This window comes from Acinetobacter sp. XH1741 (assembly GCF_041021895.1).
Lineage (GTDB): Bacteria > Pseudomonadota > Gammaproteobacteria > Pseudomonadales > Moraxellaceae > Acinetobacter.
Map to the genome: position 1 here is coordinate 1,443,489 of NZ_CP157428.1, position 25,923 is coordinate 1,469,411.

Here is a 25,923-nt window from a genome sequence, read left to right on the forward strand (position 1 = left end):
ACGATTATAGTGGTGGGGCAGTTAAAATCGCTTCTTTAGAAGCAGGTAAACCTGGTTGCGATTCTGGAATAGTATCTAAACCTTCAATTTTAGTTACGGTTCCGGTTTCATCAAAGTAAATTTTTAAATGCTGACCATGTGCTGCGGGGATTTTCGCTTTTTTAGCATATGTTCCCGGGATATAGTTGTAGATATAGTCCCAACGTTGTGGATTGAGGGGATCAGTCACTGTTGGGCTACCAAGCAAAAAACGAACTTGCTGGAAATTCATGCCGACTTGTACTTGAGAGGCTTGAGCTTTAGTCAATGGAGTCCCTTGAGGAATATCAACCTTATACACACCAAAGATTGAACAACCAGCTAGGAGTGAAGTGACGAATAACGTCAGCACGAGTTTTTGCATTTTGCTACACTATCCCAATAAATTATGATGCATTTGATCAAAGGATAGATCATACTTCATATAAATTCTATTGCCTATTCCAACTTGAGATTTGTTGAGAGACCTTTTTTCATGCCTATTTCCAATCAAGATTTGCGCAAAGCTGGACTTAAAGTTACCCTTCCACGAATTAAGATTTTGGAATTATTAGAAAATTCAAAACAGCATCATCTTAGCGCTGAAGATATTTACAAGACTTTGCTCGAGCAAGGGGAAGATGTCGGACTTGCAACAGTTTACCGTGTGTTAACACAATTTGAAGCTGCAGGTATTATTCAACGTCATCATTTTGAAAATAATCACTCTGTTTTCGAAATTATGCAAGAAGATCATCATGATCACTTAGTATGCCAAAACTGTAATAAAGTCATTGAATTTACTAATGATATTATCGAGAAAGAGCAACACGCTGTAGCTGAGCAACATGGGTTTACCTTAACAGGTCACTCATTAAACCTCTATGGTTATTGTAATGAACCTGAATGTCAGGAAACATTGCGCAAGAAATAATCGTTTTCACATAAAGAAAACAAATAAAAAAGGAAGGTTACGTTTAACCTTCCTTTTTTTATGAAGAAATTACTGACGATCGAAAGTTAAATGCTGTTTTTCGTCTGTTATTTGATCTGGGCCTTCATTTGCAAGCTTAATGGTTAAGCGTAAATCGTTTGGCGAGTCGGCATGTTTAAGCGCATCTTTATATGTAATTTGACCTGCTTTATATAAATCAAATAAAGCTTGGTCAAATGTCTGCATACCCAGTTCACGTGAGCGTTTCATCAAGTCTTTAATTTCATGAATTTCGCCTTTACGGATATAGTCTGAAATTAATGGTGAGTTAATTAAAATCTCAATTGCCGCTCGGCGTGAATTGCCATCTGGTGTTGGAATAAGCTGCTGGGCAATCATGGCCTTTAAGTTTAGCGATAAGTCCATGTAGAGCTGGCTATGACGGTCACTTTCAAAGAAGTGAATAATACGGTCGAGTGCTTGGTTGGCGTTGTTGGCGTGCATTGTGGCTAATACAAGGTGGCCTGTTTCAGCAAAGCCAATTGCATAGTCCATGACTTCACGAGAACGAATTTCCCCAATTAAGATGACATCTGGTGCTTGTCGTAATGTATTTTTTAAGGCAATTTCGAATGAGTCTGTATCGATACCGACTTCACGTTGAGTAATGATGCAGCCTGCATGTTCATGAATAAACTCAATCGGGTCTTCAATGGTAATGATATGGCCTTTAGAGCTGTGGTTACGATGGCTGATCATTGAAGCCAATGAAGTTGATTTACCTGTACCTGTTGCGCCTACGAAAATAATAATGCCGCGTTTGGTCATCGATAAATCTTTCAGTACAGATGGTAGCTGTAAATCATCAATTGAAGGAATTTTAGTTTCAATTCGACGTAGAACCATGCCGGGCATGTCGCGTTGCTGAAAAGCACTCACACGAAAACGTGCCGTTTTATCACGGTTCATAATGGCAAAGTTACATTCACGAGTCTCTGCAAATTCTTTGCGCTGTTTTTCGCTCATAATGGAATGTAAGAGTTGACCAATCACTTCGCCTGAAAGGCTATTTTTCGAAATTGGAACAATTTGACCATTAATTTTCATAGATGGTGCAACACCATCGGTAATAAAAAGATCCGATGATTTTTTCTCAACCATGAGGTTGAGTAAGTCATTAAAATCCATAATTGTACTCTCGCTATTTTGTTATTTTTATAGGAATGATTCAGGCTGTTTTGCCGCAGTACGCGCCGTTTGTGGGCTAATTACACCACGAGACACTAAGTTTTTTAAGCTTTGATCGAGGGTCGTCATACCATGGTTAGCACCCGTCTGAATGGCTGAATACATTTGTGCGACTTTGTTTTCACGAATTAAGTTACGAATAGCAGGAATACCAATCATGATTTCATGTGCTGCTACACGACCACCACCGTTCTTTTTAAGTAAGGTTTGTGAAATAACGGCTTGTAAAGATTCAGACAGCATGGCACGAACCATGTCTTTTTCTTCGGCAGGGAATACGTCAATTACACGGTCAATGGTTTTTGCGGCAGAAGTCGTATGAAGTGTACCGAACACCAAGTGACCCGTTTCGGCAGCAGTTAATGCTAAACGAATCGTTTCAAGGTCACGCATCTCACCGACCAGAATAATATCTGGGTCTTCACGTAGTGCTGAGCGAAGTGCTTCATTAAAGCCATGTGTATCACGATGTACTTCACGCTGGTTAATCAGGCATTTCTTTGACTGATGTACAAATTCGATGGGGTCTTCAACCGTTAAAATATGGTCATAGCGATTTTCATTAATGTAGTCCATCATCGCTGCAAGGGTGGTTGATTTACCCGAACCGGTTGGACCTGTCACCAGTACAATCCCACGAGGATAATCACAGATATCTTTAAAGATTTGACCTAAGCCTAAATCTTCCATGGTGAGTACTTTAGATGGAATGGTACGAAATACCGCGCCAGCACCACGGTTTTGGTTAAATGCGTTCACACGAAAACGGGCAACATTAGGTACTTCAAAAGAAAAGTCGGTTTCGAGTTTTTCTTCATAGTCACGGCGCTGTTTATCGTTCATGATGTCATAAACAAGGCGGTGGACATCTTTATGTTCTAAGGCTGGTAAGTTAATACGGCGAACTTCACCATCGACACGAATCATTGGTGGCATGCCAGCAGACAAGTGTAAATCGGAAGCGCCATTTTTCACAGAGAAGGCAAGTAGCTCTGTAATATCCATAATTTCCCCAAGTAAATCAAAATATGTCATTATTTTGTAGAATAATATACGGCTTTCACCGAGGCTTACCAACACTTCGCTTTAGGTGAAAAGCAAAAAAGTTTTTTGAAAATGAGAACCTTGTCAATGAATTACTTGCAAGATGCGCGACAGCACGTATTACAGCAAATCCAAACTGCTTGTGAGCATGTTCAGCGTGCGCCTGAAACAGTGCAACTTTTAGCCGTATCAAAAACACATCCGAGTGAAAGATTGCGTGAAATGTATGCGGCAGGGCAAAGAGCATTTGGCGAAAACTATTTACAAGAAGCTTTGGACAAAATTGAAGCTCTGCATGATTTAGACATTGAATGGCATTTTATTGGACATGTTCAACGCAATAAGACTAAGTACTTGGCTGAAAAGTTTGATTGGGTACATGGTGTAGATCGCTTGATTATTGCAGAGCGCTTATCTAACCAGCGTGGTGATGACCAAGCTGCACTTAATATTTGTTTGCAAGTCAATATTGATGGCCAAGACAGTAAAGATGGCTGCGCACCTGAAGAAGTTGCCGAGTTGGTCGCTCAAATAAGTCAACTGCCGAAAATCAAATTACGTGGTTTGATGGTGATTCCTGCACCAGACAATACTGCTGCTTTTGCAGATGCCAAAAAGTTATTTGATGAAGTGAAAGGCCAGCATGCTCATGTGCAAGACTGGGACACATTAAGTATGGGAATGTCAGGTGATTTAGAGGCTGCAATTGCCGCAGGTTCAACCATGGTTCGTGTAGGTACGGCTTTGTTTGGAAAACGTGACCCGATTGAGAAAAAATAACTTTTACGGTTTATTTAAATATTTTGTGGTGAAACTGTAATCAGTTAATTTAAATTTAATTTTCCTCATTTATAAACCAGATATTTTAATATTTGAGTGTGTAATGTATGGATTTGTTGCATGTTTTCATTCTGGCAGTCATTCAGGGTTTTGCTGAATTATTGCCAGTTTCTAGTTCCGCACACGTTATTTTAGCTGAAAAGTTAATGGGGTATGATCCATCTGCACCTGACATGACATTCTTACTTGTGATGTTGCATACAGGTACGATGTTTGCCGTGATCGTTTACTTTTGGAAATCTTGGAAAAAGACCTATTTTTCTTCTTGGGAAAGTTTTAAAAAACAAGCCTTCTATATTATTTTGGCAACCCTAATTACAGGTGTGCTCGGTTTAGCGCTCCAATCTATTATTAAACATGTATTCTTCGGCGGCGCGAGCAGCTTCGAAATTGAGCATTTGTTTAGTAACTCAAAATTAATGGCGGCTGCACTGATTTCGGCTGGTGTTCTGATTATTTTATCTTCGCGTTTAGATCGTGGCCAACAAGGTGAAATTAGTTTGCGTAGTGCTTCTATTATTGGGGCAGTGCAAGCGTTATGTTTACCTTTCCGTGGCTTCTCTCGCTCTGGTGCAACCATTTCTACAGGTCTGTTTTTGGGCGTATCGCGTCAAAAAGCTGAAGAGTTCAGTTTTGCACTGGCTGTGGTATTAACACCAGCAGTGATTTTAAAAGAATTATACCGTTTAATTCACGCTCAAGGCTTACAAACAGTTGCTCATGGTCAAGTGTTCCATTCAATGGTTCCAAGCTTATTGGGTATGTGCTTTAGCTTTGGTGCTGGTCTTTTGGCATTAAAATGGTTGTCTTCATGGTTAGAACATGGACGCTGGCATTTGTTCGGTATGTACTGTATTGGTTTTGCAGTTGTCGTACTCTGCGTGAATTAATTTTTTGATGTTTTAAAAAATAAAAAATTAGTACAAGATCATACAAGAAAGAAGGGGGCGTAAATAATACGCCCCTTTGTTATATAAGATTCAATCAAGTTTAAGATATGAAATCCTAATAAATTAACCCACGACCTCAATCGTACTTGCACCCGCACCGAGGGGTTTCACCTGAATTTGTACAGGAATACGTTCATGCATTTCTTGAATGTGTGAAATGAGAATAACCTGACGTCCTTGGTTTTGCAGTTGGTCTAAAGCATTCATGACCATGTGCAAAGAAGAAGCATCCAAAGTACCAAAGCCTTCATCAATAAACAGCGATTCAATTTTCATTGAACCCGATGCCATATTGGCAATTGCTAACGATAAAGCCAATGCTGTTAAGAACGACTCACCGCCTGATAGCGATGCAACAGAGCGAGTTTCTCCATCCATGTCGTGGTCAATAATCGCAAGGCTTAAAGACTGATCTAGACGTTTTAGCGTATAGCGCTGAGATAGCATCGCCAGTTGCTGGTTGGCATGTTCAACTAAAATATCTAGGTGATATTGCTGGGCATAGTCACGGAATTCTTTACCTTTAGCATCACCAATGAGACCTGAAATTTTGCTCCAGCGATGTTCTTCTTGCTGAATAGTTTGAATTTGCTCGGCGTATTGTTGCTGCCTAACAAGATTTTGCTGATGCATTTCGAGTTTAAGTTTCAGTCGATCACGTACTTCAAGCTGTGCTTTAAGCTCTGCAATATTATCCTGAATAAGGCCAACGAGCTTTTCATGCTCAATATCTGGCTGAGTTTGTAAGTGCTCAGTCAGTTGCTCTTGCATGGTTTTTAGGGCAGAGGAGGCTTCACTTAAAAGACGTTCGGCATGATTAAGACGGTTACGAATATCTTGCTCTTGCGCTGAATTGATCTGTAGCAGCACAGTAAGCTCAGATGCCTCAAAATCAGCTTGAGCTTTTAACCAGTTTTGAATTTGGTCATTAAGCTGCTGCTGATGCTGTTCTGTGTGTTGATATTGATGCTTGAGGTGATCGAGCGCCTGCTTTTGCTGCTCAAAGTGTTGTCTAGTCTGTTCGAAACGTTGTTTAGCCTCATGATACGCCGTTTGTTGCTGCTGGCGTTTAGCATCGTGCTCAATTAACCATTCATGCGGTTTAATGTCAGCGCGGCCTGTCATTTGTTGAATGAGTGACACCGCTTTTTCGTTATTTTGTTGGCCTTTAAGCGTAATTTCTTTGAGATTTTGATCGACCTCATCAATTTGTTTGGTCATTTGTTCAAGGTTGGCAGCCAGCATTTTAAGTTCTTGTTGCTGCTGTTCAAAACGCTGTGCAAGCTGTTCTTGTTGTTCAAGTTGCTTGGCGCGTGCATCAAGAATAGTCCAAGTCTGCTTAGCCGTTTGGCTACTCGACTGCTGCCACGCGTGCTGCTCGGTTTCCGATAAACACTCAACAATATGTTGAACTTGTTGTTGCCATTGCTGGGCTGTATTCAGCAAGCTTTCACTGCGTTGGATATATTGAACGAGCTGATTATGCTGTTTAATCGCTTGGGTTAAACGCAAGCTTTCCGACTCAAATGTACTCATCGCAGTTTGTGCGGCTTGTCTGAGCTCGTTAAGCGTTTGCAAAATTTGCTCAGGAGTCTGATTAAGTTCAATGTGGAACTGATTGAGGTTAAAAGCTTGCTCAAGTTCTTGCTTTAAGTTTGCTTGTTTTGCTTGAAATTGAGCTAGATATTTCTGAACTTGCTCAAGCTCGGCATGACACTGGGTCAGCGCATGTTGCTGGGTTTGCCATGCATTAAATTTAGTTTGCTCTAGTGCTACGGCTTGTTGTTCTTGTTGCTGCTGCAAATCGAATAAAGCTTTAGAGACTGCACTGTCATCAACACGGTAAGGGTGATGGGTGCTTCCACACACTAAACAAGCTTCGCCGTCTTTAAGATTGGCTCGTAACTGTTCAATATTTTCAGTATGTAATAAACGCTGCTGTTGCAGAATGTGTTGTAACTTTTCACGTTCAGTTTTTGCTGTTTGGTAATCTTGCTCAGCCGACTGATAAAGCGCTTTGAGCTGTTGCTCTTGGGCTAAAGTTTGGGTCTGTTTTTCGGTGAATTGCTGAAGTTCAGCATAGAGCTCATGATAAATTTTTAGTTTCTGTTGAATCAGATTTAACTGCGTGATTTGAGCAAGTTTTTGCTCTTTATCTTTACGCTGTTGCTCAAGTTTTAAATCAATTTGTTCAACTGTGCCTAGAGAAGCCGTCAGTTGTTCAAGTTCACTTTTAGCTTCCGATAATTTTTGGCGAGCAAGGGTAGGGTTACCAAGCTGCTGTTCAATCGCTTGGTAATTTTGAATAAATTGCCCAAGTTGATTTAAATGCGCTGAGAGGCCTTTGTCTAATACAGCATATTGCTGAGTCTGGGTAAGTTGCTGTTGAAGATGAATTTTGTTCTGCTCAAGCTGTGCAATATGCTGTTGTACAACGTTTTGCTGCTGTTGCAACGGACTAAGTTTTTGCTCAAGAGTATGTCTTTTTTCTTTGCATTTTTTATATTCATCGGCAATAAAAGCACGTTCTTGAATGGACTGTCGAACTTGATTTAAAGCTTGTTGATGCTGTTGCTCAAAATCGAGCGTTTGTTTGAGCTCTTGTTCTGCAAGTTGATATTGCTTTTGTCCCGTTTCAAAAACTTGCACCAACTCATTAAACTTGGTTTGAGCTTGCTGAATTTGCGGCTCAAGCTGTTGTAGCGTTTGTAAATTTTGAGCTTGCTGAAAAACTTGTGGGCGTATTTCAGAGAAAACTTCAAGTCGTTTTAATTGCTCACGCTCACCAGCCAATTGTTGATGATGGTTTTGCTGGGTTTGAAACTGTTGCTGTTTAGCCTGAACCTCTTGCTCAAGTTTGGCTTTACGCTCAAACCATTGTTGTTGTTTGTCTAAGACATTTTTTTGCTGTTCTAACTGTTGACGGTTTTGTTCAGCTTGCTGATATTGCTCGGTAAATGCAGCAATTTCTTCATCAGATAAAATTTCAATATGGCCTAAAAACTCTTCGAGCTGTTTACGCTGCTTTGCAATATCTGCTGTTTTACGAAAAGCCAGCTCACCGATTTTGGCGAAAATACTAGAGTTGGTCAGGTACTCGAGTAACTCACCGCGTTCACTGTCTCGTGCTTTTAAAAATGCAGTGACTTCTGACTGAGCAAGCAATACCGCACGGGTAAACTGTTCAAATGAAAGCTGGGTAATTTGCTTAACTTTTTCATCAACCGCTTTGGCTTTATCGGCAAGCACCACACCATCGGTCAGACATTTTAAGTGGCGCTGTACACTTTGTAATTTGCCATTTGGGTTTTCACGTGCACGTTTAATTTCCCAACGTGCCAAATAGCGTTTTTGATCTTGGGCAATAAAGCAAAGCTCAGCAAAACCATGTCCTGTACCACGGCGTAAGACCGTCAAAGGTGAGTTAGTGAGTAACTCGGAGCCATCGACATCTTTTAATTTACCATCGCTGTCTTTAAGACGTGGAACCCGATTAAACAAAGCCAAACACATGGCGTCTAAAATGGTCGATTTACCTGCGCCTGTTTTCCCTACAATTGCAATTAAACCCGCATGGGCGAGGGGTGCGCTTTCAAAGTCAATAAAGTGTTCATCAGAAAGAGATGCCAGATTTTTTATTCGAATGGATAAAATTTTCATGACATATCCTTAAGGGGTTGCATCATTTTCAAGATGTTTTTGTGCTTCTTGTACTAGGCTTAGAAAATCTTTTAAGACCGCATCATCTGCGCTGTAACCTTGTTTTTCCCAGATATTTTGAAATAGTTTTTCTGGTGTTGGTGGTTCAAGAGCGATGTGCTGAGTGGTATTTGAATCGGTCGAGTCTTTATTGACATATTGGCGTGAAATACGCACTAAACGATAGCGCTCAGGTGGTAAGGCTGCTTCAAACTGCTGACGTAAATTGGGCTGTGGCGGCGTTAAACTATAGTATTCAATATCGACATATTCACGGTGGTCAATATTTTCAATCACGCCGTGTGGCAAAGCTTTGAGTTGTTGTAGCACTTCGTTTAACTCACCACGAATGCGGTGTAATTGTATGCAACGCGGAATTTCTACTGCTTCAAATTGCAAACGGTTGTCTGTATCTTGAGTAGGGTCAATTTTGACCTCAACCACTTGGTGTTTATAGTTAATTTCACTAAAGGAAAGTGGAATGGGTGAGCCACTATAACGAATGTGAGGTTGACCTACTTTTTGTGGTTTATGTAAGTGTCCTAGCGCTACATAGTCCACAGCATCTTCAAACAAAGTCGTTGAAAGCGCTTCTTCATTACCAATAATAATCGGGCGTTCAGAGTCGGATGTTTCCCCACCTTGCATGTGGGCATGCGACATCAAAATAAGTGCTTGATCTGGTGTTTTACGACGTTTGGCTTCGGCAATCAGTTGCTGGTGCAAATAAGCAATTGCGTTTTTACTGTTGGTGGTATGTTCATTAAAGCCTGTAATTTCGGCCGAGCGTAAAAAAGGTAGGGCCAGACACCATGCCACAATATCTTGATTTTGATTATAAATAGGTAAAAGCAGTCGATCGAGATCTAGCGTTTTATCTTCATTCCAGCGAACTACACCCACGGTTTTTGCATTATATTTTTCTAAGAGTGGTTCAACCTGTTCAATCCTATAGCCTGAGTCATGGTTGCCTGCAATCATGAGCGTTTGCATGTGCGGTGCAAGGCGATGTGCATCTGCTAAAAATTGGTAGAGTTGTTTTTGTGCTTGTGAACCTGGATTAATGACATCAAAAATATCGCCGGCAATAAGCAGGGCATGCGGTTGTTTTTCTTGGATTTGAGTGAGTAACCAGCTTAAAAATTGTTGGTGTTCGTAGTGGCGTGAATGATTATAAAAAAACTGTCCCAAATGCCAGTCAGAAGTATGTAGAAAATGTACGGACATAGAAACAGACATCAAGCCAAAATAAACACAGATACGTTAGCATAATTTGGCGAGAGATTTTATCAAGACATTTTAAAGTGCTCGTTATTTAAGCCCGTAGAAAAACCTGAATTAAATTGTTCACTTTGAACTTTGCTTTGTTACTATCAACTCAAACAACGAACTTTGAGAATAAAATGACCATTCATGAATACCAAGTAAAAATACAGTGGGAAGGTAATACAGGTACAGGCACTTCATCTTATCGTTCATATAAACGAGACTTTAGTATTCAACATCCTCAAAAGGCCACGATTCAAGGTTCATCAGACCCTGCCTACTTAGGCGATGTGACTAGATGGAACCCCGAAGATTTATTGGTTGCTTCCGCCTCAGCTTGTCATAAGCTTTGGTATTTACATCTATGTGCAGTCAATCATATTCATGTACTAAGTTATGTCGATCACGCGCTTGGATTTATGGAAGATGCAGATCCAGTTAAACGTGGTCACTTTACCCAAATTACTTTAAGACCAGAAGTTGTTTTAGAAAAAGGTGCGGACCAAGAGTTGGCTGCGAAATTACATGAACAAGCACATCATGAATGTATGATCGCCAACTCTGTGAACTTCCCAATTACATGTGAAGCCAGCTTTAGTTTTGCTGAGTAATTAATATGAAATAGCCACCGTTTAAAAGGCGGTGGCTATAGATTAAAAATAAAGTGGTTAAATAAGCTCTTTTAAGCTGCATTTTCATCGGCTTGAAAAATACCAAAAACGTTGTGGTCTAAATCGACAAAGTAACCATGCCAAGCGCGGCCGGGAATAGCGAATTTGTCCATCGCGACAATACCGCCTTGCGCTAAAATTTTTGCTGCCACTTCATCGAAATTTTCCACTTGAATAGAACAGGTAAATGCATTGGTACCGTATTCCATAGGTGGGGTTTGAGCTGGGCGTTTTAACAGTCCACCCATAATTGACGGCGTTTCTATACGATAATATTCGATGGGTAAGTTTGGATCTAATTTAAATTGCCAGCCGAACACAGCTTGATAGAACTCTGCGTCGCGAGCAGGGTTTGAAGACTGGATTTCAAAATAGGCAATAGCGTTCATATTATTTAAATCATATTTTTATGGTGTAAATAATATAGACAAAGACTGAATGGTTGGTGAAGCACCATTGTGTAAGGATAGGGTAAATTTAGGAATGCCAGATAATAAAAACCGACGATTCGAGTGATGAGAGAATCGTCGGTCAAAAACTTCATCAAGGGTTTGGCTGCTAACAAAACCTAATCCGAAGGTAGAAAGAGTCGTAATGAAAGGTCACCGAAACAAATTTGCGGATGCCGTGCAAAGGAAGTATTCGGTTGCTGCGACCTTATTACCCTATATAACGTCGAGAGATTAGGATTGGTTGACATAAAAATGAAAAAAAATTGAAAAAAATTTATAATTATTTTTTGAACTCATAAATTAGGCAAAAATATGACCAAATTACGTTCTTACTTTCTCTGGTTTTTGCTTTTATGCTTTGGACTTACCTTGGTGGTTGGGGTGGTTGCAGCAATTTTACCAGCGAGCGTAGGTGGTATTTTAACAGCCGTTCCATATTTAGGTGCAATGATTTTTGTCTTGTTTAGATTTTTAAAGAAAGAACGCCGTGCGCCGACTGTACAGGAAAAAAAGAAATTTACTTTAGGTTTTACCCTCATTTTTTGGGGCTATAACTTATGTGGTGTTTTATTTGGTTTGTTTTTATTTGCCAGAAAAGACCCTGAAATTTTGCAAAACTTTATGCTTTACCTCAAACAGCCGCAATTTTTAAGCATTATGGTGATTATGCTTTTAATGTTAGCCATTCCACTTTATTTAATTACTTATTGGTTTTATGGCAAGCAAGCACAGCGAATGGCAAGCAAAATGTTTAATACACCATAGATCACTACAAAAATGGCTACGATTAGCAATGAGTGATCCTTATATAATTAAATAAAACTTACTGTCCTCGGTTTTGGAGGAAATATGAATAAGAACGTATTAATCACTGGTGCTAGTGGTTTTATCGGAACATATTTAATTAAGTTCCTATTACAAAAAAATTATAACGTGATTGCTGTGACACGGCAGGCTGGAAAGGAATCTGACCATCCTGCCTTACAGTGGGTACAAAAGTTTGAAGATATTTCGACACGTCAAATTGACTATGTAGTGAATTTGGCAGGTGCAAATATTGGCGAAAAACGCTGGACCGAGTCACGCAAAAAACAACTCATTGAAAGCCGAGTGAGTACGACACGGAAATTGTATACGTGGCTCAAGCAATCTGAAATTTTTCCAGAAGTAATTGTCTCTGGTTCAGCTATTGGTTATTACGGTATAGATGTTCAAGAAAAGTGGACAGAGGTGTGTACAGAACAAAGCTCGCCACAGCCTATTTTTATGTCCGAGCTTTGCCAAGAGTGGGAGCGAGCAGCTTTGGCCGATCCTCAGCAAAATACTAAAATTATTCGCTTAGGTGTGGTGTTTGGGCAGGGCGGTGGCATTTTGCCTAAAATGTTATTTCCGATTCGGCTCAATTTAGTTGGTCAAATTGGTCATGGTCGTCAGCCTGTGGTGTGGGTGCACATTGAAGACGTGTTAAGCGCAATCGAGTTTATATTTAAGCATCCTCAATCTGCTCAGATTCACAATGTAGTGGCGCCAGAAAATGTGACTCAACACGCTTTTGTTGAACAGGCAGCTGCGGTACTCAATAAGAAACCACTGTTGAAAGCACCAAGTACAGTTTTCCGCTGTTTGTTAGGGGAACAGTCGCAATTGATTTTAAATGGTCAATACGTCAAACCTGCTGCTTTACAAGCAGAAGGATTTGAGTTTGCTTATCCCAAACTAAAAGCAGCTTTAGAGAATATACTCGCGTCAGGCTAAGATTTTATTTTGTAGGCGCTCTGGCGAATATGCTTTTGCATCCACTAAGGTCGGTTGACCCAGCATAAGCTGACGGAGCAATTGCGCAGAGCCTGCACCCATACATAACCCATTTCTAAAGTGACCAAAGTTTGCCCATAGGTTGTCCATTTCAGGCATTTTGCCAATGTAGGGCACACCATTTGGTGAACTTGGTCGAAGTCCTGCCCAGCGCTGTACAATTGGGAAATCGGCCAGTTCTGGCACCATTTCTAAACACGCTTCTAAAATATTGTGCTGAGTGGTTTCATCGGTAGAGGTGTCAAAACCACGATGTGCCATGCTCGAACCACACACGATATGACCGTCCATACGTGGAATCAAATACATCACTCGATTCATGCACATGGTCGGTAGCCAGTGAGCAGGGGTTTTAAATAACAACATTTGGCCTTGAACAGGTTCAACTGGAATTTCGAGTTGTAATTGTGAGTTCCAGTAGTGACTCCAAGCGCCCGACGTTATTACAAAATGGTCTGCTGTATGTCTGCGACCATCTTCGGTTTGTAGGGCTTGTATCACATCGCCCTGTTGAATCAGTTTTTTAACAGCAGCGTGCTCAAAAAACTCAACATTGGGATGTTGTTTTAAATAACTAATCAGGGACTGTAAAACGCGTGGATTACGGATATTAGACAGTTCAGGGAAATAAATGGCTTCTTGAAACTGATCGGAAATATGTGGATTGACTTGTTCTAGCGCATCTCGCTGTAAATATTCACAGCGTTGCATTGGTTCTTGATGCTGCTCGGCGTAAGAAAGTCCAACGTCAAAATCTTCTTCATCAAAAATCAGCATCCCTGTGTCATGAATTTCAAAATCAATGCCTGTAACAGGGTGGAGCTTTTGATTCCATGCTTGATAAGAGGCTTTGCCAAATTGAGCAAGTTGGTTCACTGCATGCACATAGCGCCACGGATACATTGGAGATAGAATGCCTCCACCAGCCCAAGAGGCTGCTTGTCCCGCTTGTTGTTGATCAAAAATGCTGATGGTACAGCCTTGTTCAACCAACTCCAGCGCAGACATTAATCCACTTATGCCCGCGCCAATAATTGCAATATGCATGCAGTGTTATCCTTTCTCTGCGAACTTAGTTCATTTCCTTGAGTTTTTCGGCAGCAGTTTCTGCAAAGTAAGTCCAGATCCCATCTGCACCTGCACGGCGGCAGCACATGAGTGATTCTAAAATGACTGAGTCAGATAACCAGCCATTTTGAATTGCGCCCGCTAACATTGCATATTCGCCGCTGACTTGATAAATGAATGTTGGAATACCAAAGGTATCTTTCACTTCACGTACTACATCAAGATATGGCATGCCCGGTTTTACAATCACCATGTCGGCGCCTTCTTGAATATCAAGCGCGATTTCATGTAACGCTTCGGCACGGTTGGCAAAGTCCATCTGGTAGTTGTATTTATTACCACCTTTTAGGTTGGATGCAGAGCCAACCGCATCACGGAACGGGCCATAGAAACTCGATGCATATTTTGCAGAGTAGGCCATTATGTTGGTGTAGATGTGACCATTGGCTTCTAAAGCCTGACGAATTGCGCCAATACGGCCATCCATCATGTCACTTGGTGCAATCACTTCGGCACCGGCTTCAGCGTGACTTAACGCTTGTTTAATCAAGCATTCAACAGTCTCGTCATTGAGCACATAGCCTGTTTCATCAATAATGCCGTCTTGACCATGTGTGGTATATGGGTCAAGAGCACCGTCAGTAATTAACACCATTTCTGGTAATTCTTTTTTAAGCAAACGGCAAGTGGTTTGTACTAAACCATCTTCACGCCATGCAGCTTCTGCGGTGAGGCTTTTGTCTTCTTGAGGAGTAACTGGAAAAAGAGCCAGTTTTGATACGCCCAATTCCAGAAGTCTTTCAGCTTTTTTCAGTAATAAATCTGCCGACAAACGCTGAATGTTTGGCATACTTGGAATATCTTGGGTTTGATTTTGCCCCGGTAATACAAATACTGGATAAATCAAGTGATTGGTAGTGAGCTGTGTTTCGCTGACCATCGCACGCAACTGGTCATTTTTACGGATACGGCGCATGCGAGTAGCTGGAAATGCAGGACGATTGAACGTATAAGTCATAACAATCTCGATGTTCGGTATTACACTAGGATAGGTTGGCGGATATTCCATTACTGTCAACCGACTGCTGTATTGTAGCCCCATAATGTTGGATTTGTACAAAATTATGGGTGTTTATCATGCTTTTAAATTTAGGCAATGTATGAGTGATGAAAAGAAAAATTGGACTGGGAACATACAATTAGGTACAAAAACTGACCTAAATGTAGTGCTCAACCAATTATGTAAAGCGTTTAATAGCTGCCCTTTTTTTAAGCATAGTGGAATGATTATGCGTGTGGTTGATGGGCATATCGAAGGCTATGTTGAAATGCAACCTGAGCTGATTGGTAATCTGGCATTTCAGGTTTTACATGGCGGTGTAGCTGCAACTTTGCTCGACAGTATTGGTGGTATTGTGGCAATGGAACATTTATATCGACGTTCAACACCAGAGACCTTGCCTGAAACGATTAAACAAGTAACGCGTTTGGCAACTGTCGATATGCGAGTAGATTATTTAGCACCGGGACGCGGTAAGTATTTTATTGCACGCGCCGAAGTGTTACGTTTAGGGCGTAAGGGCTGCACTATGCGCATGACGATGGTCAATGATGAAGATAAAGCCATCGCCGCGGGGATCGCTTCATATGTCTATTAGGCGATGAATTGAACAATTTAAAAGCACCTAGCGTGCTTTTTTTGTGTTTAAAAAGCTAAAATTTTCATAAAAACCTTGAGATAAACATTAATTTAATTAGAACGAACGCATTAGTTATATTTTTTTATTCTCATATCATGAGGTTTTAGCGTTAAAATTGACTGCTTTGACAATGCGATATGTCTTGTTCATAGAATAATAAAAACTCTATAACAAGGTGTAGTGCGAGATTGATGGCAAAGCCAACTCATCTTTAGGAACATACCATGACTGATGCACAAAGCAATGTACAAGAAACAGTGCCAACAACATCTGCCTCGGATGACAACATGAAAAACAAGCGCAAAAAATTTCTTGGTTTTTTTGCGCTGATTTTATTGATCGCCGCTATTTTATATGCAATTTGGGCTTTATTTTTAAATCATTCCGTGAGTACGGATAATGCCTATGTCGGTGCAGAAACCGCTCAGATTACCTCAATGGTTAGCGGTCAGGTCGCTCAGGTTTTGGTAAATGATACTCAAACAGTACGTCGGGGTGACGTGCTGGTTCGCATTGATGACCGTGATGCCAAAATTGCATTGGCTCAAGCTGAGGCAGAGCTTGCCAAAGCAAAACGCCAATATAAACAAACCGCAGCAAATAGCAGTTCTTTAAACTCTCAAGTTGTGGTGCATGCTGACGAAATTAATAGTGCCAAAGCACAAGTTGCTCAAGCACAGGCAGACTACGACAAAGCTGCTTTAGAACTGAATCGCCGTGCGCAGTTAGCAGCCTCTGGTGCAGTATCTAAAGAAGAACTGACCAAAGCACAAAGTGCGGTTGAAACAGCAAAAGCAGGGCTTGAGCTTGCTAAAGCAGGTTTAGCACAAGCATCTTCAAGCCGTAAAGCTGCTGAAAGTACTTTAGCTGCAAACGAAGCATTAATTCAGGGTGTAAGCGAAACTTCGACTCCGGATGTACAAGTTGCACAAGCGCATGTAGAACAAGCTCAGCTTGACTTGGAACGTACTGTGATTCGTGCGCCAGTCGATGGTGTAATCACGCGTCGTAATATTCAAGTTGGACAACGCGTTGCACCGGGTGCCAGCATGATGATGATTGTGCCACTCAACGAGTTATATGTAGACGCTAACTTTAAAGAAAGTCAGTTGAAAAAAGTCCGTCCGGGTCAGCCAGTAACACTTACTTCAGATTTATATGGTGATGACGTTGAATACCACGGCAAAGTGGTGGGCTTCTCTGGTGGTACAGGCTCTGCCTTTGCCTTAATTCCGGCTCAAAACGCAACAGGTAACTGGATTAAAGTGGTTCAACGCTTACCGGTTCGTATTGCACTTGACCCGAAAGAACTTGCTAAACACCCACTACGTGTTGGCTTGTCGATGGAAGCAAAAGTCGACTTATCTGCGAAGTAAACGCTTATGAAAACGCAAACACCTTTTGCCGAGTTAAGCGGTGGCCGTTTATTACTGGCAGCGTTTGTTATTGCCTTGTCGAACTTTATGGTCGTACTGGATACGACCATTGCCAACGTCTCTGTACCACATATTACCGGTAACCTTGCTGTATCAAGCACACAAGGTACATGGGTCGTTACGTCCTATGCAGTTGCAGAAGCGATTTGTGTACCCTTAACTGGTTGGCTTGCTGGGCGCTTTGGAACTGTACGGGTCTTTATATTTGGTTTAATTGGCTTTACGGTTTTTTCTTTTCTGTGCGGATTGGCAACATCGTTAGAAATGCTGGTGTTTTTCCGTATTGGACAAGGCCTATGTGGTGGTCCACTTATGCCGCTCAGTCAAACCTTGCTTATGCGTATTTTCCCTCAAGAAAAGCATGCACAGGCGATGGGCCTCTGGGCAATGACCACAGTCGTTGGGCCAATTTTAGGACCAATTTTAGGTGGTTTAATTAGTGACAACCTATCTTGGCACTGGATCTTCTTTATTAATTTACCTGTCGGGATTATTTGTGTTTTTGCTGCAATGCGCTTATTAAGAGTCGCTGAAACAGAAACCATTTCCTTAAAAATTGATACGGTTGGTTTAGGCCTATTGGTACTTTGGATTGGTGCGCTACAGCTCATGCTTGACTTAGGGCATGAACGCGACTGGTTTAACAGCACAAGTATTGTAGTTTTAGCTTTAATTGCCGCCATTGGTTTTGTGGTGTTCCTCATATGGGAGCTGACCGATAAGCACCCCGTCGTGGATGTCAAAGTATTCCGGCATAGGGGCTTTGCAATCTCGGTACTGGCGCTGTCACTCGGTTTTGGAGCCTTCTTTGGTAGTATTGTACTGATACCGCAGTGGCTACAAATGAACCTTTCCTACACTGCAACATGGGCAGGTTATTTAACGGCAACCATGGGCTTTGGTAGTTTGACCATGTCACCGATTGTGGCAAAGCTTTCGACCAAACATGACCCAAGAGCGCTCGCGAGTTTTGGTTTAATCTTGTTAGGCGGCGTGACCTTAATGCGAGCATTCTGGACTACAGATGCTGACTTTATGGCACTGGCTTGGCCGCAAATCCTACAAGGTTTTGCTGTACCATTTTTCTTTATTCCACTGTCCAACATTGCACTCGGTTCAGTACTCCAGCAAGAAATTGCATCTGCTGCGGGCCTTATGAACTTTTTAAGAACCATGGCAGGGGCGATTGGTGCTTCAATTGCAGTGACGGTATGGGACGACCATGCCAAAGTTGCACGTAGTGAAATGGTGTCAAACCTCAACCCAACCGAAGTACAAAATAACCTTTTGCAAAATGGTTTTACGACTGACTCGACCTTAGGAATTATTTCAAACCTTGTCGATAAAGAAGCCATTACCATGTCGGCCAACCATGTGTTCTTGCTGTTTGCGATTGTATTTATATTTGCGGGACTAGTGATTTGGCTGTGTCCTAAACCCAAAGGGAATACGGGCGGTATGCCTTCTCACTAAATATAAAAAAGCATCTCTTCGGAGGTGCTTTTTTTAGGCCTACTAAAAAATAGAGCGAGTCTATAAATGGTAGATTTTGCCTGTATTTCACTAAATAAAGCATGCCAGAATCGGGCAGATCAAATATAAAAGCGTGTAATATCAAGCAAGGAGGCTTAAGACAGGGCACAGGAAAAACGCCCTTAAACATTCAATATTATAAAACCTTATTTTTATCAAAGATTAAAAAAACTTAATACCTGAAAACAAAGAAGCTTGCATGGCAATTGCATGGATAGGCAGGCGTATATATTGGAGTTATCACGTGAATAAAAGATATTCATTTTTGTTCAGTAGTTTATTAGCAGTCGGTTTATTACAAGGATGTGGAGATAATTCTTCAGATCAACCCAAAGACGATTCAAATACAACCCCACCTGATTTAATTGTTGATAATGACCCGACCAGTTGTAGCAAACTGGCACAAGACGGTTCAAACGTGGTTGTGGGTTCTAACCAAAATGGTGACCCAGCAGCCCCTGAAGGCGCATCGGGTTATCGACTCGGTAACACGGTTAAATACTCAGATAAATATATGGTGGTGGCAAATACACCACTTGCGGTAAAAGCAGGTTGTGATGTTTTAAGAGTCGGCGGTAGTGCAGTCGATGCGGCGGTTGCGGTACAAGCAGTGCTTGGTTTGGTTGAACCACAGTCGAGTACGATTGCTGGTAGTGGTTTTATGATGTATTACGATGCTAAAACCAAAAAGGTTACGGCTTATGATGGCCGTGAAACTGCACCAGCAGCAGCCAATCCATATTACTTAATTCGCCAAAATATGGATGACCCGAATTCACCTGCACCAGTACCGAGTGCCCGCCGTAGTGGACGTTCAATTGGTGTGCCGGGTGTGATGCGTTTGCTCGAACAAGCACAAAAAGAGCATGGCAAACTTAAGTGGAACCAGCTTTTTGGTGAAGCGATTGGTTTGGCTGACAACGGTTTCCGTATACCGGGACGTTTGGCCGATGCAATTACAAGTAATGCAAGTGATTTGGCGCTTGATGCAAATGCAATGGCGACTTATTTTTATCCGGATGGTTCACCACGCAAAGTGGGTGAAATCATGACCAATAAAGAATATGCAAAAACACTCGAAGCACTTGCTGTACAAGGTGCAAATGCACTGCATACTGGCCCAATTGCCCAAGCGATTGTGGCAAAAGCAGGTCAAACAGTTGGGGATGACCCCGCACGTACACCAATTACTCCAAGTTTGATGACCTTGCAGGATTTATCGAACTATGAAGTGAAAAAACGCGACCCGATTTGTACCACTTACCGTGATCGTTACTATGTTTGTACGATGCCACCTCCATCTTCGGGAGGGATCGCGGTTGCGCAAACACTGGGTATTTTAGAAAACTTCGATATGTCGCTGTATCCACCTAAAAACCCTGAAAATGAAGGCGGTGTACCAGATGTAATGGGCGTGCATTTAGTGTCTGAGGCAGAGCGTTTGGCCTATGCTGACCGCGACAAATATGTGGCAGACACCGACTTTGTTCGTTTGCCGGCACAAGGCATTCCAAGCTTGATTGATAAAAACTACCTTAAACAACGTGCAGCACTGATTAACCCGAATCAGAGTATGGGTGTTGCTCAGGCAGGTAATTTCAATACCGCTTCGGGCGTCGACACAACTGTTGAACATGGTACAACCCAGTTCACGATTGTAGATGCATACGGCAATGTGGTTTCAATGACATCGACTGTTGAATCGAGCATGGGTTCATTCCACATGGTGGATGGTTTCTTACTGTCGAACCAATTAACTGACTTTAGCGCGAACCCTTATGACAGTACTGGGGCACTGGTTGCTAACCGTGTAGAAGGAGGCAAACGCCCACGGAGTACCATGGCGCCAACAATAGTGTTTAAAGGCACCACGCCAGATGAGTTTTATATGGCAACAGGTTCACCAGGTGGTGGTACGATCATTCAGTTTGTGGTAAAAACTTTGGTAGGAGCACTAGACTGGAACTTAAACGCTCAGCAAGCCACTTCCCTTGTAAACTTTGGTGCGACCAATAGCCCAACGACCAATATCGATAGCTCGAATGTACAGCTTTCTATGCTTGATTTGATTGCGGGCTTAAAAGCCAAAGGGCATGGCGTTGCCAACACTGCACAGACCAGTGGTATTTCAACGATTATGAAAGTAAAAATTGATAACCAAAGCAAATACGCAGGAGGGGTAGACCCACGCCGTGAAGGTATTGTGTTAGGCAATGGTGCTTTATAGACCGAACTTTAAAAAAAGCTGTCATTTGTGGCAGCTTTTTTATGTGGCCCTTGAAAAAAACAAAAGACACTCAATTATGTAAATATGTTCATCAGTAGCGGACTGTTGATAAAATGCACAGTATTTTATTTTAGTTATGCTATGATGCTCATACATTCATGGGGATGTTATTGGCTTCGACGCTGGTGATGAAACTCATAGATGCATGCCGAGAGCGCATTTTCTCTCGTAAATCAAATTTGCATATTTTAGTCGCAAACGACGAAACTTACGCTCTAGCTGCCTAAGGGCAGTTTGTCCGCTTCCTAGAATACTTGTGGTTTAGGAACCCGACCGTAGCGCACGCACACAAGTCCGTATAGAGTCAAGCCTTGGGGCTTTATACCAAACTTAGAGGATCGCAACTTGTACCCTGTTCGTCGGGTCACTTGGTGTTAAAACAATAGACGATATCTAAGCATGTAGTATTCTCGAGCGTAGTGCTGGCGGACGCGGGTTCAACTCCCGCCATCTCCACCAAGATTCGTGAAAAGCCCTGAAACGAAAGTTTCGGGGTTTTTTATTTTTAAGATTTAAATTATTAAATTATCTATGCGATGAAAGAAAAAGATGAATTTTAAATTCTCCTAAAATTAAGAAAAGTCTTTATATATGGTTTTTATGATTTGAAGCCCCCTCAAATTTAAGTTTTTAAATTCCTTGTTTTTTTAATTGATTTCAATTTTTAGGAATATGATTTCAGCTATATAACCAACTTGAATCTAATGTGTAAGGATGTATTTAAATTTTCATTTTATTAAGCTTGAATGAGTTAGAAAGAAGAAACAATAAATCGATAACAAATACAATATAAGTAGAAAGTTATATATTCTTTATAAAGAATTACTTGCGTAATGTTTTGTAATCTCGTTATAGTCTAACCTCTAATATATAGGGGTTAGATTGTGAAAAAAATAATAGGAATATTTTTATTTTCCTTAGTGTTAGTTGGTTGTGGTAAATCAGCAGAAGATATTGCTAAAGAAAAGCAAGCTCAAGAACAAGCACTTAAAATAAAACAAGAACAAGAGAGACAATTAAAAGAACAGGCTGAACTTAAAAAAGTTGAGGATGCTGTTCGCTATTATCTTAAAGATGGTGATTCTGCAAAATTTAGAAATGTTATTAAAAATTGTGGTGAGGTAAATGCTAAAAATTCATGGGGTGCTTATTCGGGTTTCTCCAGATTTATAGTTAAATCAGAAAAACAAGTTATCTTTGATGGACCTGATAATTACTATTTTGATAGTTTGGTTAAGTTATATTGCCATAAAGATTATTTAGCTAAGTTCCCAGTGCAAACAAGTGAAGATATAGCAATTGATGCGAATACAATGGAACAAGTATCAGCGACAGCGGCTGCTGATGCGGCAGCGGGAGAAACTTTAGAAAATGAAACAAGATCGGCTAGTAAACATCAGAAAGAAGAAGTAGCTGTTGAGGAATCAGCTACTGAATCTACAACGTCAGATACTGGTAGTTCTGAAAATTATTAAGATGTTTAAATTTTAAAACCCGCATATGCGGATTTCTAAATCTACAAAATATTGTGGGAAGTAATCTTGGTATTTTATACCTAAATTTTTGGACATTACTAAACACTATGTAGGGACATACTCTGAAATTTGGGGAAATTTTAAAAGATGATTACTCCGCTGGGGAGCGGTTTAGAAAAACGGTAATCATCTATTTTTAAATAATTTATAAGATTTGGTTAGATCAAATGAACAACTTAATAACGAGATTTTTAAATAATCTGGGGCAGTGGCATGAAGTTGCACTGACAATGACTAAAGCCATAGTCGCAATAGGGGTGTTGTGCTTAGTTGCTTATCTTTTAACAATTAACTATATCCCTTCGGAAATTAGCTTTGGTGATACGCTCATTTTTTTACTAATTTTTGCAGCATTTTCTATTGTTTATACTGGGTTCTGCATGATGCTATTTTTCTTTGGTATCTCTTTAATACCCGTAACTTGGTTCATCTTAAGTGTGGTTGACAAGTATTTGCCATCTCACGTAAGAATTGGGCAAAAACTTCCATTTCCAAAGATTAGTATTATCACATTGGGTGTATCTATTTACCTTCTATATATTATTCGTGGTTTATTTTTCCTAGATTGGAAAATTAATGCCTATATGGATATTACAGTAAGTCTAATTTCTTTATTTTATTATGCTTTTTACGTCAATCAGAAGAGAGTCAAAGAATACCGTTTAAAGTTTGAAAATTTAAGAGATATCATTGATGATCCTAAAGCAAGTGAAAATCTAAAAACTTTTGCAGAAACAAAGTTAAAGCAATTAGAAATATGGATTAAAAACTCTATACAATCAGCCCTATTTCTTATTCTGACTCCACTAATCTTTATGTTTTTGATTGGAGATGTGGGCAAAATTTTTTTACATTACACAATGCAAAAAACTGGTGTAAGAATAGAAAAAGCGAATTTATACATCAAAAAACCTTATGCCAATCTAATTGAATTACCAAAACTGACCACTAAAGAACTAAGCCAAGACCAAATTTTTATTTTTAGGGGGATGGAAGTTCCATTTCAAGGAATTGGTAAAAATACTTTAATTTCTTACAAGTTGAAAGATGTTGAAAAGCAGATTGTAATTCCTAATGAATATATTACTGTAGAGCGAAGTATGAAAATTAAAGAGTAATTAAAGCTATTATTAAAATGAATAGAGTTAAACTAATTAAAAGATATCTTTTAGAAGGAGAGTCTTTCAGAAAGAAAATTTCTATTGAGATAAAATGACTTGCTTTGAAGTTTTAAATCATTTTCTAAGATACTAATTCTAGATGATTACATATAACTTATTTTTTAGTTTAAGAGAATTTTGATATCATATATTGAAAATTAGAACAGGAAACATAATGACAAGTCCTATTTTTTAAAAGACCTTCTTATTGAACAATTAGAAAAGCTGTCAGAAAATGATATTCAACGAATTTCTAATGCTGAAAAACTTTATTGGAATAATAAACCACATGCTATCTACTGCGTAGCTGTACATGGAGCTAAAACTCAGAATGATGGTTTAGTTAATGCATCTTCTACTAATACGAAAATAAAAGGATTATCTATTGCCCGTGTTGGAGATGATGTTATTTATGCAGATGGTACAACCTCCAAAATCATCTCTGGTGCTGGTACAGCATGTATTGTTGATGGGGCACCAGTAGCTCTAGTGGGCAGTCGCTTAGAAAATGGGGATGAAATTATTGAGAGTCCGAATACTACTATTGCGATCAAAATTTACAAAGATCAGCACTTACTCAAAACTTTTTGAATCATGTCTAATTTTTAAGGTGTAGTCTATGGCTAAAGGTTTTGCAATTCACAATGCTATTACTGATCATGGTGGAGTTATTCCATCTACGCAAGCAATAAGCTCTCAAATGGGAAACTTGTTTGTTAGAGCTGGTGATGGCCATATGTGCCCTAAATGCAGGTGTTGGTCTGTAGTTATTAAAAGTCATGACCATGTGATTTTTGATGGTAAACCAGTAGCATATGTGGGTGATAAGCTATCATGTGGCGCAACGATTCAACCACAACAGTCTCATGTTGTAGGGGAAAGTGGTAGTCCTTATTCTCGCGCAACCTCACAGACTAATAATAAAGATAACTTTGTTGACTTACACGACTATGGTCAAAGATATTTACTGATTGATGAAATAACAGAAACCCCTCTAAGCAATGTATGCTATGAAATTTATAAATCAGGTGCTCTTTGTACTCACGGAAAAACTGATGATCAAGGATATACAGAAATAGTTACAAGTAAAAATGAAGAAGAAATTGAAATAGTTATACATTCTGAAGAGGGAGACCATAATGGCTATTGTTGCAAAGGATAAAAGCAAATTACCAAGAAGAATAGGAGATGAATATCAGGTCAAACAAGTTAAAGTTAGTTCGCAACGTTCTTTAACTGCTCGTGAAATTACACTTGCACGGGAAGTCTTTAAAGATTCCATTGACTATTCAAAAGTAAAAATTATTAATGGCGGTTTACTAGGAATGCCAAATGCTAGTAAAAATGCTATGACTCCTTTCGGAAGTATTCATCTACCTAGTGAAGATTATAATACTACAAAAGATTTTGGGTTGGATAATGTTGATGCAACACTAAAAATTTGGTTTATTCATGAAATGACACATGTATGGCAATACCAACATGGCTTTAATAATGCACGTGCGGGAATTAACACTGGAATCAATGGTGGATACACCCAGAGAAGTTTAGCTTATGAATATAGCTTAGCTGACAAAAGTAAAAAATTTAATGAGTACAATATGGAACAACAAGCTGAAATAGTTTCACACTATTTTGATGCTACGCATACATACCAAACTATTCACAATAGTCCACGTCTTCATAAACAAAATGTTATGAATTTACCTAATCTTCGGCAAGTTTTATCTGAATTTTTAGTCAACCCAGATAATAAACAATTAGTTTCATTATCTAGAGGTCAGGAAAACTACTGGTTTAAATAATATGAATAAATCTCTTTTTATACTCATTAGCTTATGTTTTTCGCAGCAAATTTTTGCAATGAGCAAAGAATATTCAGGTGGAGAAGTCTACATAACAATAAAAGATAATTCCCCTTGTTTTTATATAAACAATAAAAATATAAGTGGAGATTATGACATTACACTTTATGAACGAAATATCAATTCTGGTCTTTATAAAGTTAGTAGTATTTCATCAATATTAGCCTCGAAAAGATATCCAGACAAAGAAAAATGTATTACAACAAATGAAATAAAAGATAATTTTAAGTATAAAAATAACACTCCATATTTGGTGGTTTTAGAAACCGATAGATTTAGCTTTGGTAAAAATTTTTGTGTTGATTCAGCAACTAAAACTATTCAAGATTTCACAGACACCTGTAAAGTAAAAAACTTATCTTGGTGGGAAAAAATTCTTAATTTACTTAGCTTTTAATAAGT

Annotated in this window: 24 protein-coding genes and 1 other RNA gene; 17 read left to right on the forward strand and 8 right to left on the reverse strand. The window is 39.9% G+C overall.

The genetic code is table 11. From position 1 onward, the window contains the following. Positions 1–4 precede the first annotated feature (4 nt). Complete coding sequence (locus ABLB96_RS07005; protein WP_348897797.1) at positions 5–403, reverse strand: outer membrane protein assembly factor BamE; 399 nt, start codon at positions 401–403, stop codon at positions 5–7. Between the two features lie 111 nt (positions 404–514). Here ABLB96_RS07005 and fur point away from each other — a divergent pair, with 111 nt between their 5' ends. Further along, positions 515–952, forward strand: a complete 438-nt coding sequence (fur, locus tag ABLB96_RS07010; protein ID WP_309456688.1) for a ferric iron uptake transcriptional regulator — start codon at positions 515–517, stop codon at positions 950–952. Between the two features lie 69 nt (positions 953–1,021). Here the strand turns inward: fur and ABLB96_RS07015 are convergent, their stop codons facing one another. Together ABLB96_RS07015 and ABLB96_RS07020 are read right to left on the reverse strand one after the other, a co-directional pair. Continuing rightward, positions 1,022–2,140, reverse strand: a complete 1,119-nt coding sequence (locus tag ABLB96_RS07015) for a PilT/PilU family type 4a pilus ATPase (protein ID WP_348897798.1) — start codon at positions 2,138–2,140, stop codon at positions 1,022–1,024. A gap of 27 nt (positions 2,141–2,167) precedes the next feature. Beyond that, positions 2,168–3,205, reverse strand: a complete 1,038-nt coding sequence (locus tag ABLB96_RS07020) for a type IV pilus twitching motility protein PilT (RefSeq protein WP_107972265.1) — start codon at positions 3,203–3,205, stop codon at positions 2,168–2,170. 126 nt (positions 3,206–3,331) lie between these two features. On the opposite strand from ABLB96_RS07020, the gene ABLB96_RS07025 reads away from it, so the two are divergent. Continuing rightward, entirely contained in the window at positions 3,332–4,024 is a 693-nt protein-coding gene (locus tag ABLB96_RS07025) for a YggS family pyridoxal phosphate-dependent enzyme (RefSeq protein WP_348897799.1), read from the forward strand. A 107-nt stretch (positions 4,025–4,131) separates the two neighbouring features. After that, positions 4,132–4,974, forward strand: coding sequence for an undecaprenyl-diphosphate phosphatase (locus tag ABLB96_RS07030; protein ID WP_348897800.1), 843 nt, complete (start codon positions 4,132–4,134; stop codon positions 4,972–4,974). A 123-nt stretch (positions 4,975–5,097) separates the two neighbouring features. On the opposite strand, the gene ABLB96_RS07035 is transcribed toward ABLB96_RS07030, so the two are convergent. Both ABLB96_RS07035 and ABLB96_RS07040 read right to left on the reverse strand, forming a co-directional pair. Next, a complete protein-coding gene (locus tag ABLB96_RS07035; protein WP_348897801.1) occupies positions 5,098–8,694 on the reverse strand; it encodes an AAA family ATPase in 3,597 nt (1,198 codons plus the stop codon). Between the two features lie 9 nt (positions 8,695–8,703). Next, positions 8,704–9,972 carry an exonuclease SbcCD subunit D C-terminal domain-containing protein gene (locus tag ABLB96_RS07040; protein WP_348897802.1) on the reverse strand — a complete coding sequence of 423 codons (1,269 nt, stop codon included), beginning with the start codon at positions 9,970–9,972 and terminating at the stop codon, positions 8,704–8,706. A gap of 164 nt (positions 9,973–10,136) precedes the next feature. Here ABLB96_RS07040 and ABLB96_RS07045 point away from each other — a divergent pair, with 164 nt between their 5' ends. Then, positions 10,137–10,610, forward strand: a complete 474-nt coding sequence (locus ABLB96_RS07045; RefSeq protein WP_348897803.1) for an OsmC family protein — start codon at positions 10,137–10,139, stop codon at positions 10,608–10,610. Between the two features lie 71 nt (positions 10,611–10,681). On the opposite strand, the gene ABLB96_RS07050 is transcribed toward ABLB96_RS07045, so the two are convergent. Next, the gene (locus tag ABLB96_RS07050; RefSeq protein ID WP_348897804.1) at positions 10,682–11,059 is read right to left on the reverse strand and encodes a VOC family protein; all 378 of its coding nucleotides are present in this window, start codon (positions 11,057–11,059) and stop codon (positions 10,682–10,684) included. Between the two features lie 375 nt (positions 11,060–11,434). On the opposite strand from ABLB96_RS07050, the gene ABLB96_RS07055 reads away from it, so the two are divergent. Together ABLB96_RS07055 and ABLB96_RS07060 are read left to right on the forward strand one after the other, a co-directional pair. After that, positions 11,435–11,887, forward strand: coding sequence for an ABZJ_00895 family protein (locus tag ABLB96_RS07055; RefSeq protein WP_348897805.1), 453 nt, complete (start codon positions 11,435–11,437; stop codon positions 11,885–11,887). Between the two features lie 84 nt (positions 11,888–11,971). Then, positions 11,972–12,877: a TIGR01777 family oxidoreductase gene (locus ABLB96_RS07060; RefSeq protein WP_348897806.1), complete on the forward strand. Its 906-nt coding sequence runs from the start codon at positions 11,972–11,974 to the stop codon at positions 12,875–12,877. Here the strand turns inward: ABLB96_RS07060 and ABLB96_RS07065 are convergent. After that, a complete protein-coding gene (locus ABLB96_RS07065) occupies positions 12,869–13,984 on the reverse strand; it encodes an FAD-dependent oxidoreductase (protein WP_348897807.1) in 1,116 nt (371 codons plus the stop codon). The two genes, ABLB96_RS07060 and ABLB96_RS07065, sit on opposite strands and share 9 nt — an antisense overlap. A gap of 25 nt (positions 13,985–14,009) precedes the next feature. Beyond that, positions 14,010–15,023 (reverse strand): porphobilinogen synthase, encoded by a 1,014-nt coding sequence (gene hemB / locus ABLB96_RS07070; protein WP_000222569.1) that lies wholly within the window; start codon positions 15,021–15,023, stop codon positions 14,010–14,012. Positions 15,024–15,165: 142 nt separating this feature from the next. Between hemB and ABLB96_RS07075 the strand changes: the two genes are divergently transcribed. The 11 genes from ABLB96_RS07075 to ABLB96_RS07125 all read left to right on the forward strand — a co-directional run bounded on the left by ABLB96_RS07075 (position 15,166) and on the right by ABLB96_RS07125 (position 25,918). Continuing rightward, complete coding sequence (locus ABLB96_RS07075) at positions 15,166–15,663, forward strand: thioesterase family protein (protein WP_348897808.1); 498 nt, start codon at positions 15,166–15,168, stop codon at positions 15,661–15,663. A 266-nt stretch (positions 15,664–15,929) separates the two neighbouring features. Beyond that, complete coding sequence (locus tag ABLB96_RS07080; protein ID WP_348897809.1) at positions 15,930–17,081, forward strand: EmrA/EmrK family multidrug efflux transporter periplasmic adaptor subunit; 1,152 nt, start codon at positions 15,930–15,932, stop codon at positions 17,079–17,081. A gap of 6 nt (positions 17,082–17,087) precedes the next feature. Then, positions 17,088–18,614 carry a DHA2 family efflux MFS transporter permease subunit gene (locus ABLB96_RS07085; RefSeq protein WP_348897810.1) on the forward strand — a complete coding sequence of 509 codons (1,527 nt, stop codon included), beginning with the start codon at positions 17,088–17,090 and terminating at the stop codon, positions 18,612–18,614. Between the two features lie 304 nt (positions 18,615–18,918). Then, on the forward strand, positions 18,919–20,901 hold the full coding sequence (ggt, locus tag ABLB96_RS07090; protein WP_348897811.1) for a gamma-glutamyltransferase: 1,983 nt from the start codon (positions 18,919–18,921) through the stop codon (positions 20,899–20,901). Between the two features lie 160 nt (positions 20,902–21,061). Beyond that, positions 21,062–21,420: a transfer-messenger RNA gene (ssrA, locus tag ABLB96_RS07095) on the forward strand. Positions 21,421–21,845: 425 nt separating this feature from the next. Continuing rightward, positions 21,846–22,436 carry a hypothetical protein gene (locus tag ABLB96_RS07100; protein ID WP_348897812.1) on the forward strand — a complete coding sequence of 197 codons (591 nt, stop codon included), beginning with the start codon at positions 21,846–21,848 and terminating at the stop codon, positions 22,434–22,436. 227 nt (positions 22,437–22,663) lie between these two features. Next, on the forward strand, positions 22,664–23,614 hold the full coding sequence (locus tag ABLB96_RS07105) for a hypothetical protein (RefSeq protein ID WP_348897813.1): 951 nt from the start codon (positions 22,664–22,666) through the stop codon (positions 23,612–23,614). Between the two features lie 249 nt (positions 23,615–23,863). Further along, the gene (locus tag ABLB96_RS07110) at positions 23,864–24,247 is read left to right on the forward strand and encodes a PAAR domain-containing protein (RefSeq protein WP_348897823.1); all 384 of its coding nucleotides are present in this window, start codon (positions 23,864–23,866) and stop codon (positions 24,245–24,247) included. A gap of 28 nt (positions 24,248–24,275) precedes the next feature. Further along, complete coding sequence (locus ABLB96_RS07115; RefSeq protein WP_348897814.1) at positions 24,276–24,818, forward strand: PAAR domain-containing protein; 543 nt, start codon at positions 24,276–24,278, stop codon at positions 24,816–24,818. Then, the gene (locus tag ABLB96_RS07120; protein WP_348897815.1) at positions 24,796–25,461 is read left to right on the forward strand and encodes a zinc protease; all 666 of its coding nucleotides are present in this window, start codon (positions 24,796–24,798) and stop codon (positions 25,459–25,461) included. The genes ABLB96_RS07115 and ABLB96_RS07120 overlap by 23 nt, the downstream gene beginning before the upstream one ends. Before the next feature lies 1 nt (position 25,462). Next, the gene (locus ABLB96_RS07125) at positions 25,463–25,918 is read left to right on the forward strand and encodes an NF045616 family extracytoplasmic (lipo)protein (RefSeq protein ID WP_348897816.1); all 456 of its coding nucleotides are present in this window, start codon (positions 25,463–25,465) and stop codon (positions 25,916–25,918) included. Positions 25,919–25,923: the final 5 nt, after the last annotated feature.

Coding starts and splice junctions, on each gene's coding strand:
- ABLB96_RS07005 (WP_348897797.1), bottom strand. CDS start 403: ATGCAAAAACTCGTGCTGACGTTATTCGTCACTTCACTCCTAGCTGGT.
- fur (WP_309456688.1), top strand. CDS start 515: ATGCCTATTTCCAATCAAGATTTGCGCAAAGCTGGACTTAAAGTTACC.
- ABLB96_RS07015 (WP_348897798.1), bottom strand. CDS start 2,140: ATGGATTTTAATGACTTACTCAACCTCATGGTTGAGAAAAAATCATCG.
- ABLB96_RS07020 (WP_107972265.1), bottom strand. CDS start 3,205: ATGGATATTACAGAGCTACTTGCCTTCTCTGTGAAAAATGGCGCTTCC.
- ABLB96_RS07025 (WP_348897799.1), top strand. CDS start 3,332: ATGAATTACTTGCAAGATGCGCGACAGCACGTATTACAGCAAATCCAA.
- ABLB96_RS07030 (WP_348897800.1), top strand. CDS start 4,132: ATGGATTTGTTGCATGTTTTCATTCTGGCAGTCATTCAGGGTTTTGCT.
- ABLB96_RS07035 (WP_348897801.1), bottom strand. CDS start 8,694: ATGAAAATTTTATCCATTCGAATAAAAAATCTGGCATCTCTTTCTGAT.
- ABLB96_RS07040 (WP_348897802.1), bottom strand. CDS start 9,972: ATGTCTGTTTCTATGTCCGTACATTTTCTACATACTTCTGACTGGCAT.
- ABLB96_RS07045 (WP_348897803.1), top strand. CDS start 10,137: ATGACCATTCATGAATACCAAGTAAAAATACAGTGGGAAGGTAATACA.
- ABLB96_RS07050 (WP_348897804.1), bottom strand. CDS start 11,059: ATGAACGCTATTGCCTATTTTGAAATCCAGTCTTCAAACCCTGCTCGC.
- ABLB96_RS07055 (WP_348897805.1), top strand. CDS start 11,435: ATGACCAAATTACGTTCTTACTTTCTCTGGTTTTTGCTTTTATGCTTT.
- ABLB96_RS07060 (WP_348897806.1), top strand. CDS start 11,972: ATGAATAAGAACGTATTAATCACTGGTGCTAGTGGTTTTATCGGAACA.
- ABLB96_RS07065 (WP_348897807.1), bottom strand. CDS start 13,984: ATGCATATTGCAATTATTGGCGCGGGCATAAGTGGATTAATGTCTGCG.
- hemB (WP_000222569.1), bottom strand. CDS start 15,023: ATGACTTATACGTTCAATCGTCCTGCATTTCCAGCTACTCGCATGCGC.
- ABLB96_RS07075 (WP_348897808.1), top strand. CDS start 15,166: ATGAGTGATGAAAAGAAAAATTGGACTGGGAACATACAATTAGGTACA.
- ABLB96_RS07080 (WP_348897809.1), top strand. CDS start 15,930: ATGACTGATGCACAAAGCAATGTACAAGAAACAGTGCCAACAACATCT.
- ABLB96_RS07085 (WP_348897810.1), top strand. CDS start 17,088: ATGAAAACGCAAACACCTTTTGCCGAGTTAAGCGGTGGCCGTTTATTA.
- ABLB96_RS07105 (WP_348897813.1), top strand. CDS start 22,664: ATGAACAACTTAATAACGAGATTTTTAAATAATCTGGGGCAGTGGCAT.
- ABLB96_RS07115 (WP_348897814.1), top strand. CDS start 24,276: ATGGCTAAAGGTTTTGCAATTCACAATGCTATTACTGATCATGGTGGA.
- ABLB96_RS07120 (WP_348897815.1), top strand. CDS start 24,796: ATGGCTATTGTTGCAAAGGATAAAAGCAAATTACCAAGAAGAATAGGA.
- ABLB96_RS07125 (WP_348897816.1), top strand. CDS start 25,463: ATGAATAAATCTCTTTTTATACTCATTAGCTTATGTTTTTCGCAGCAA.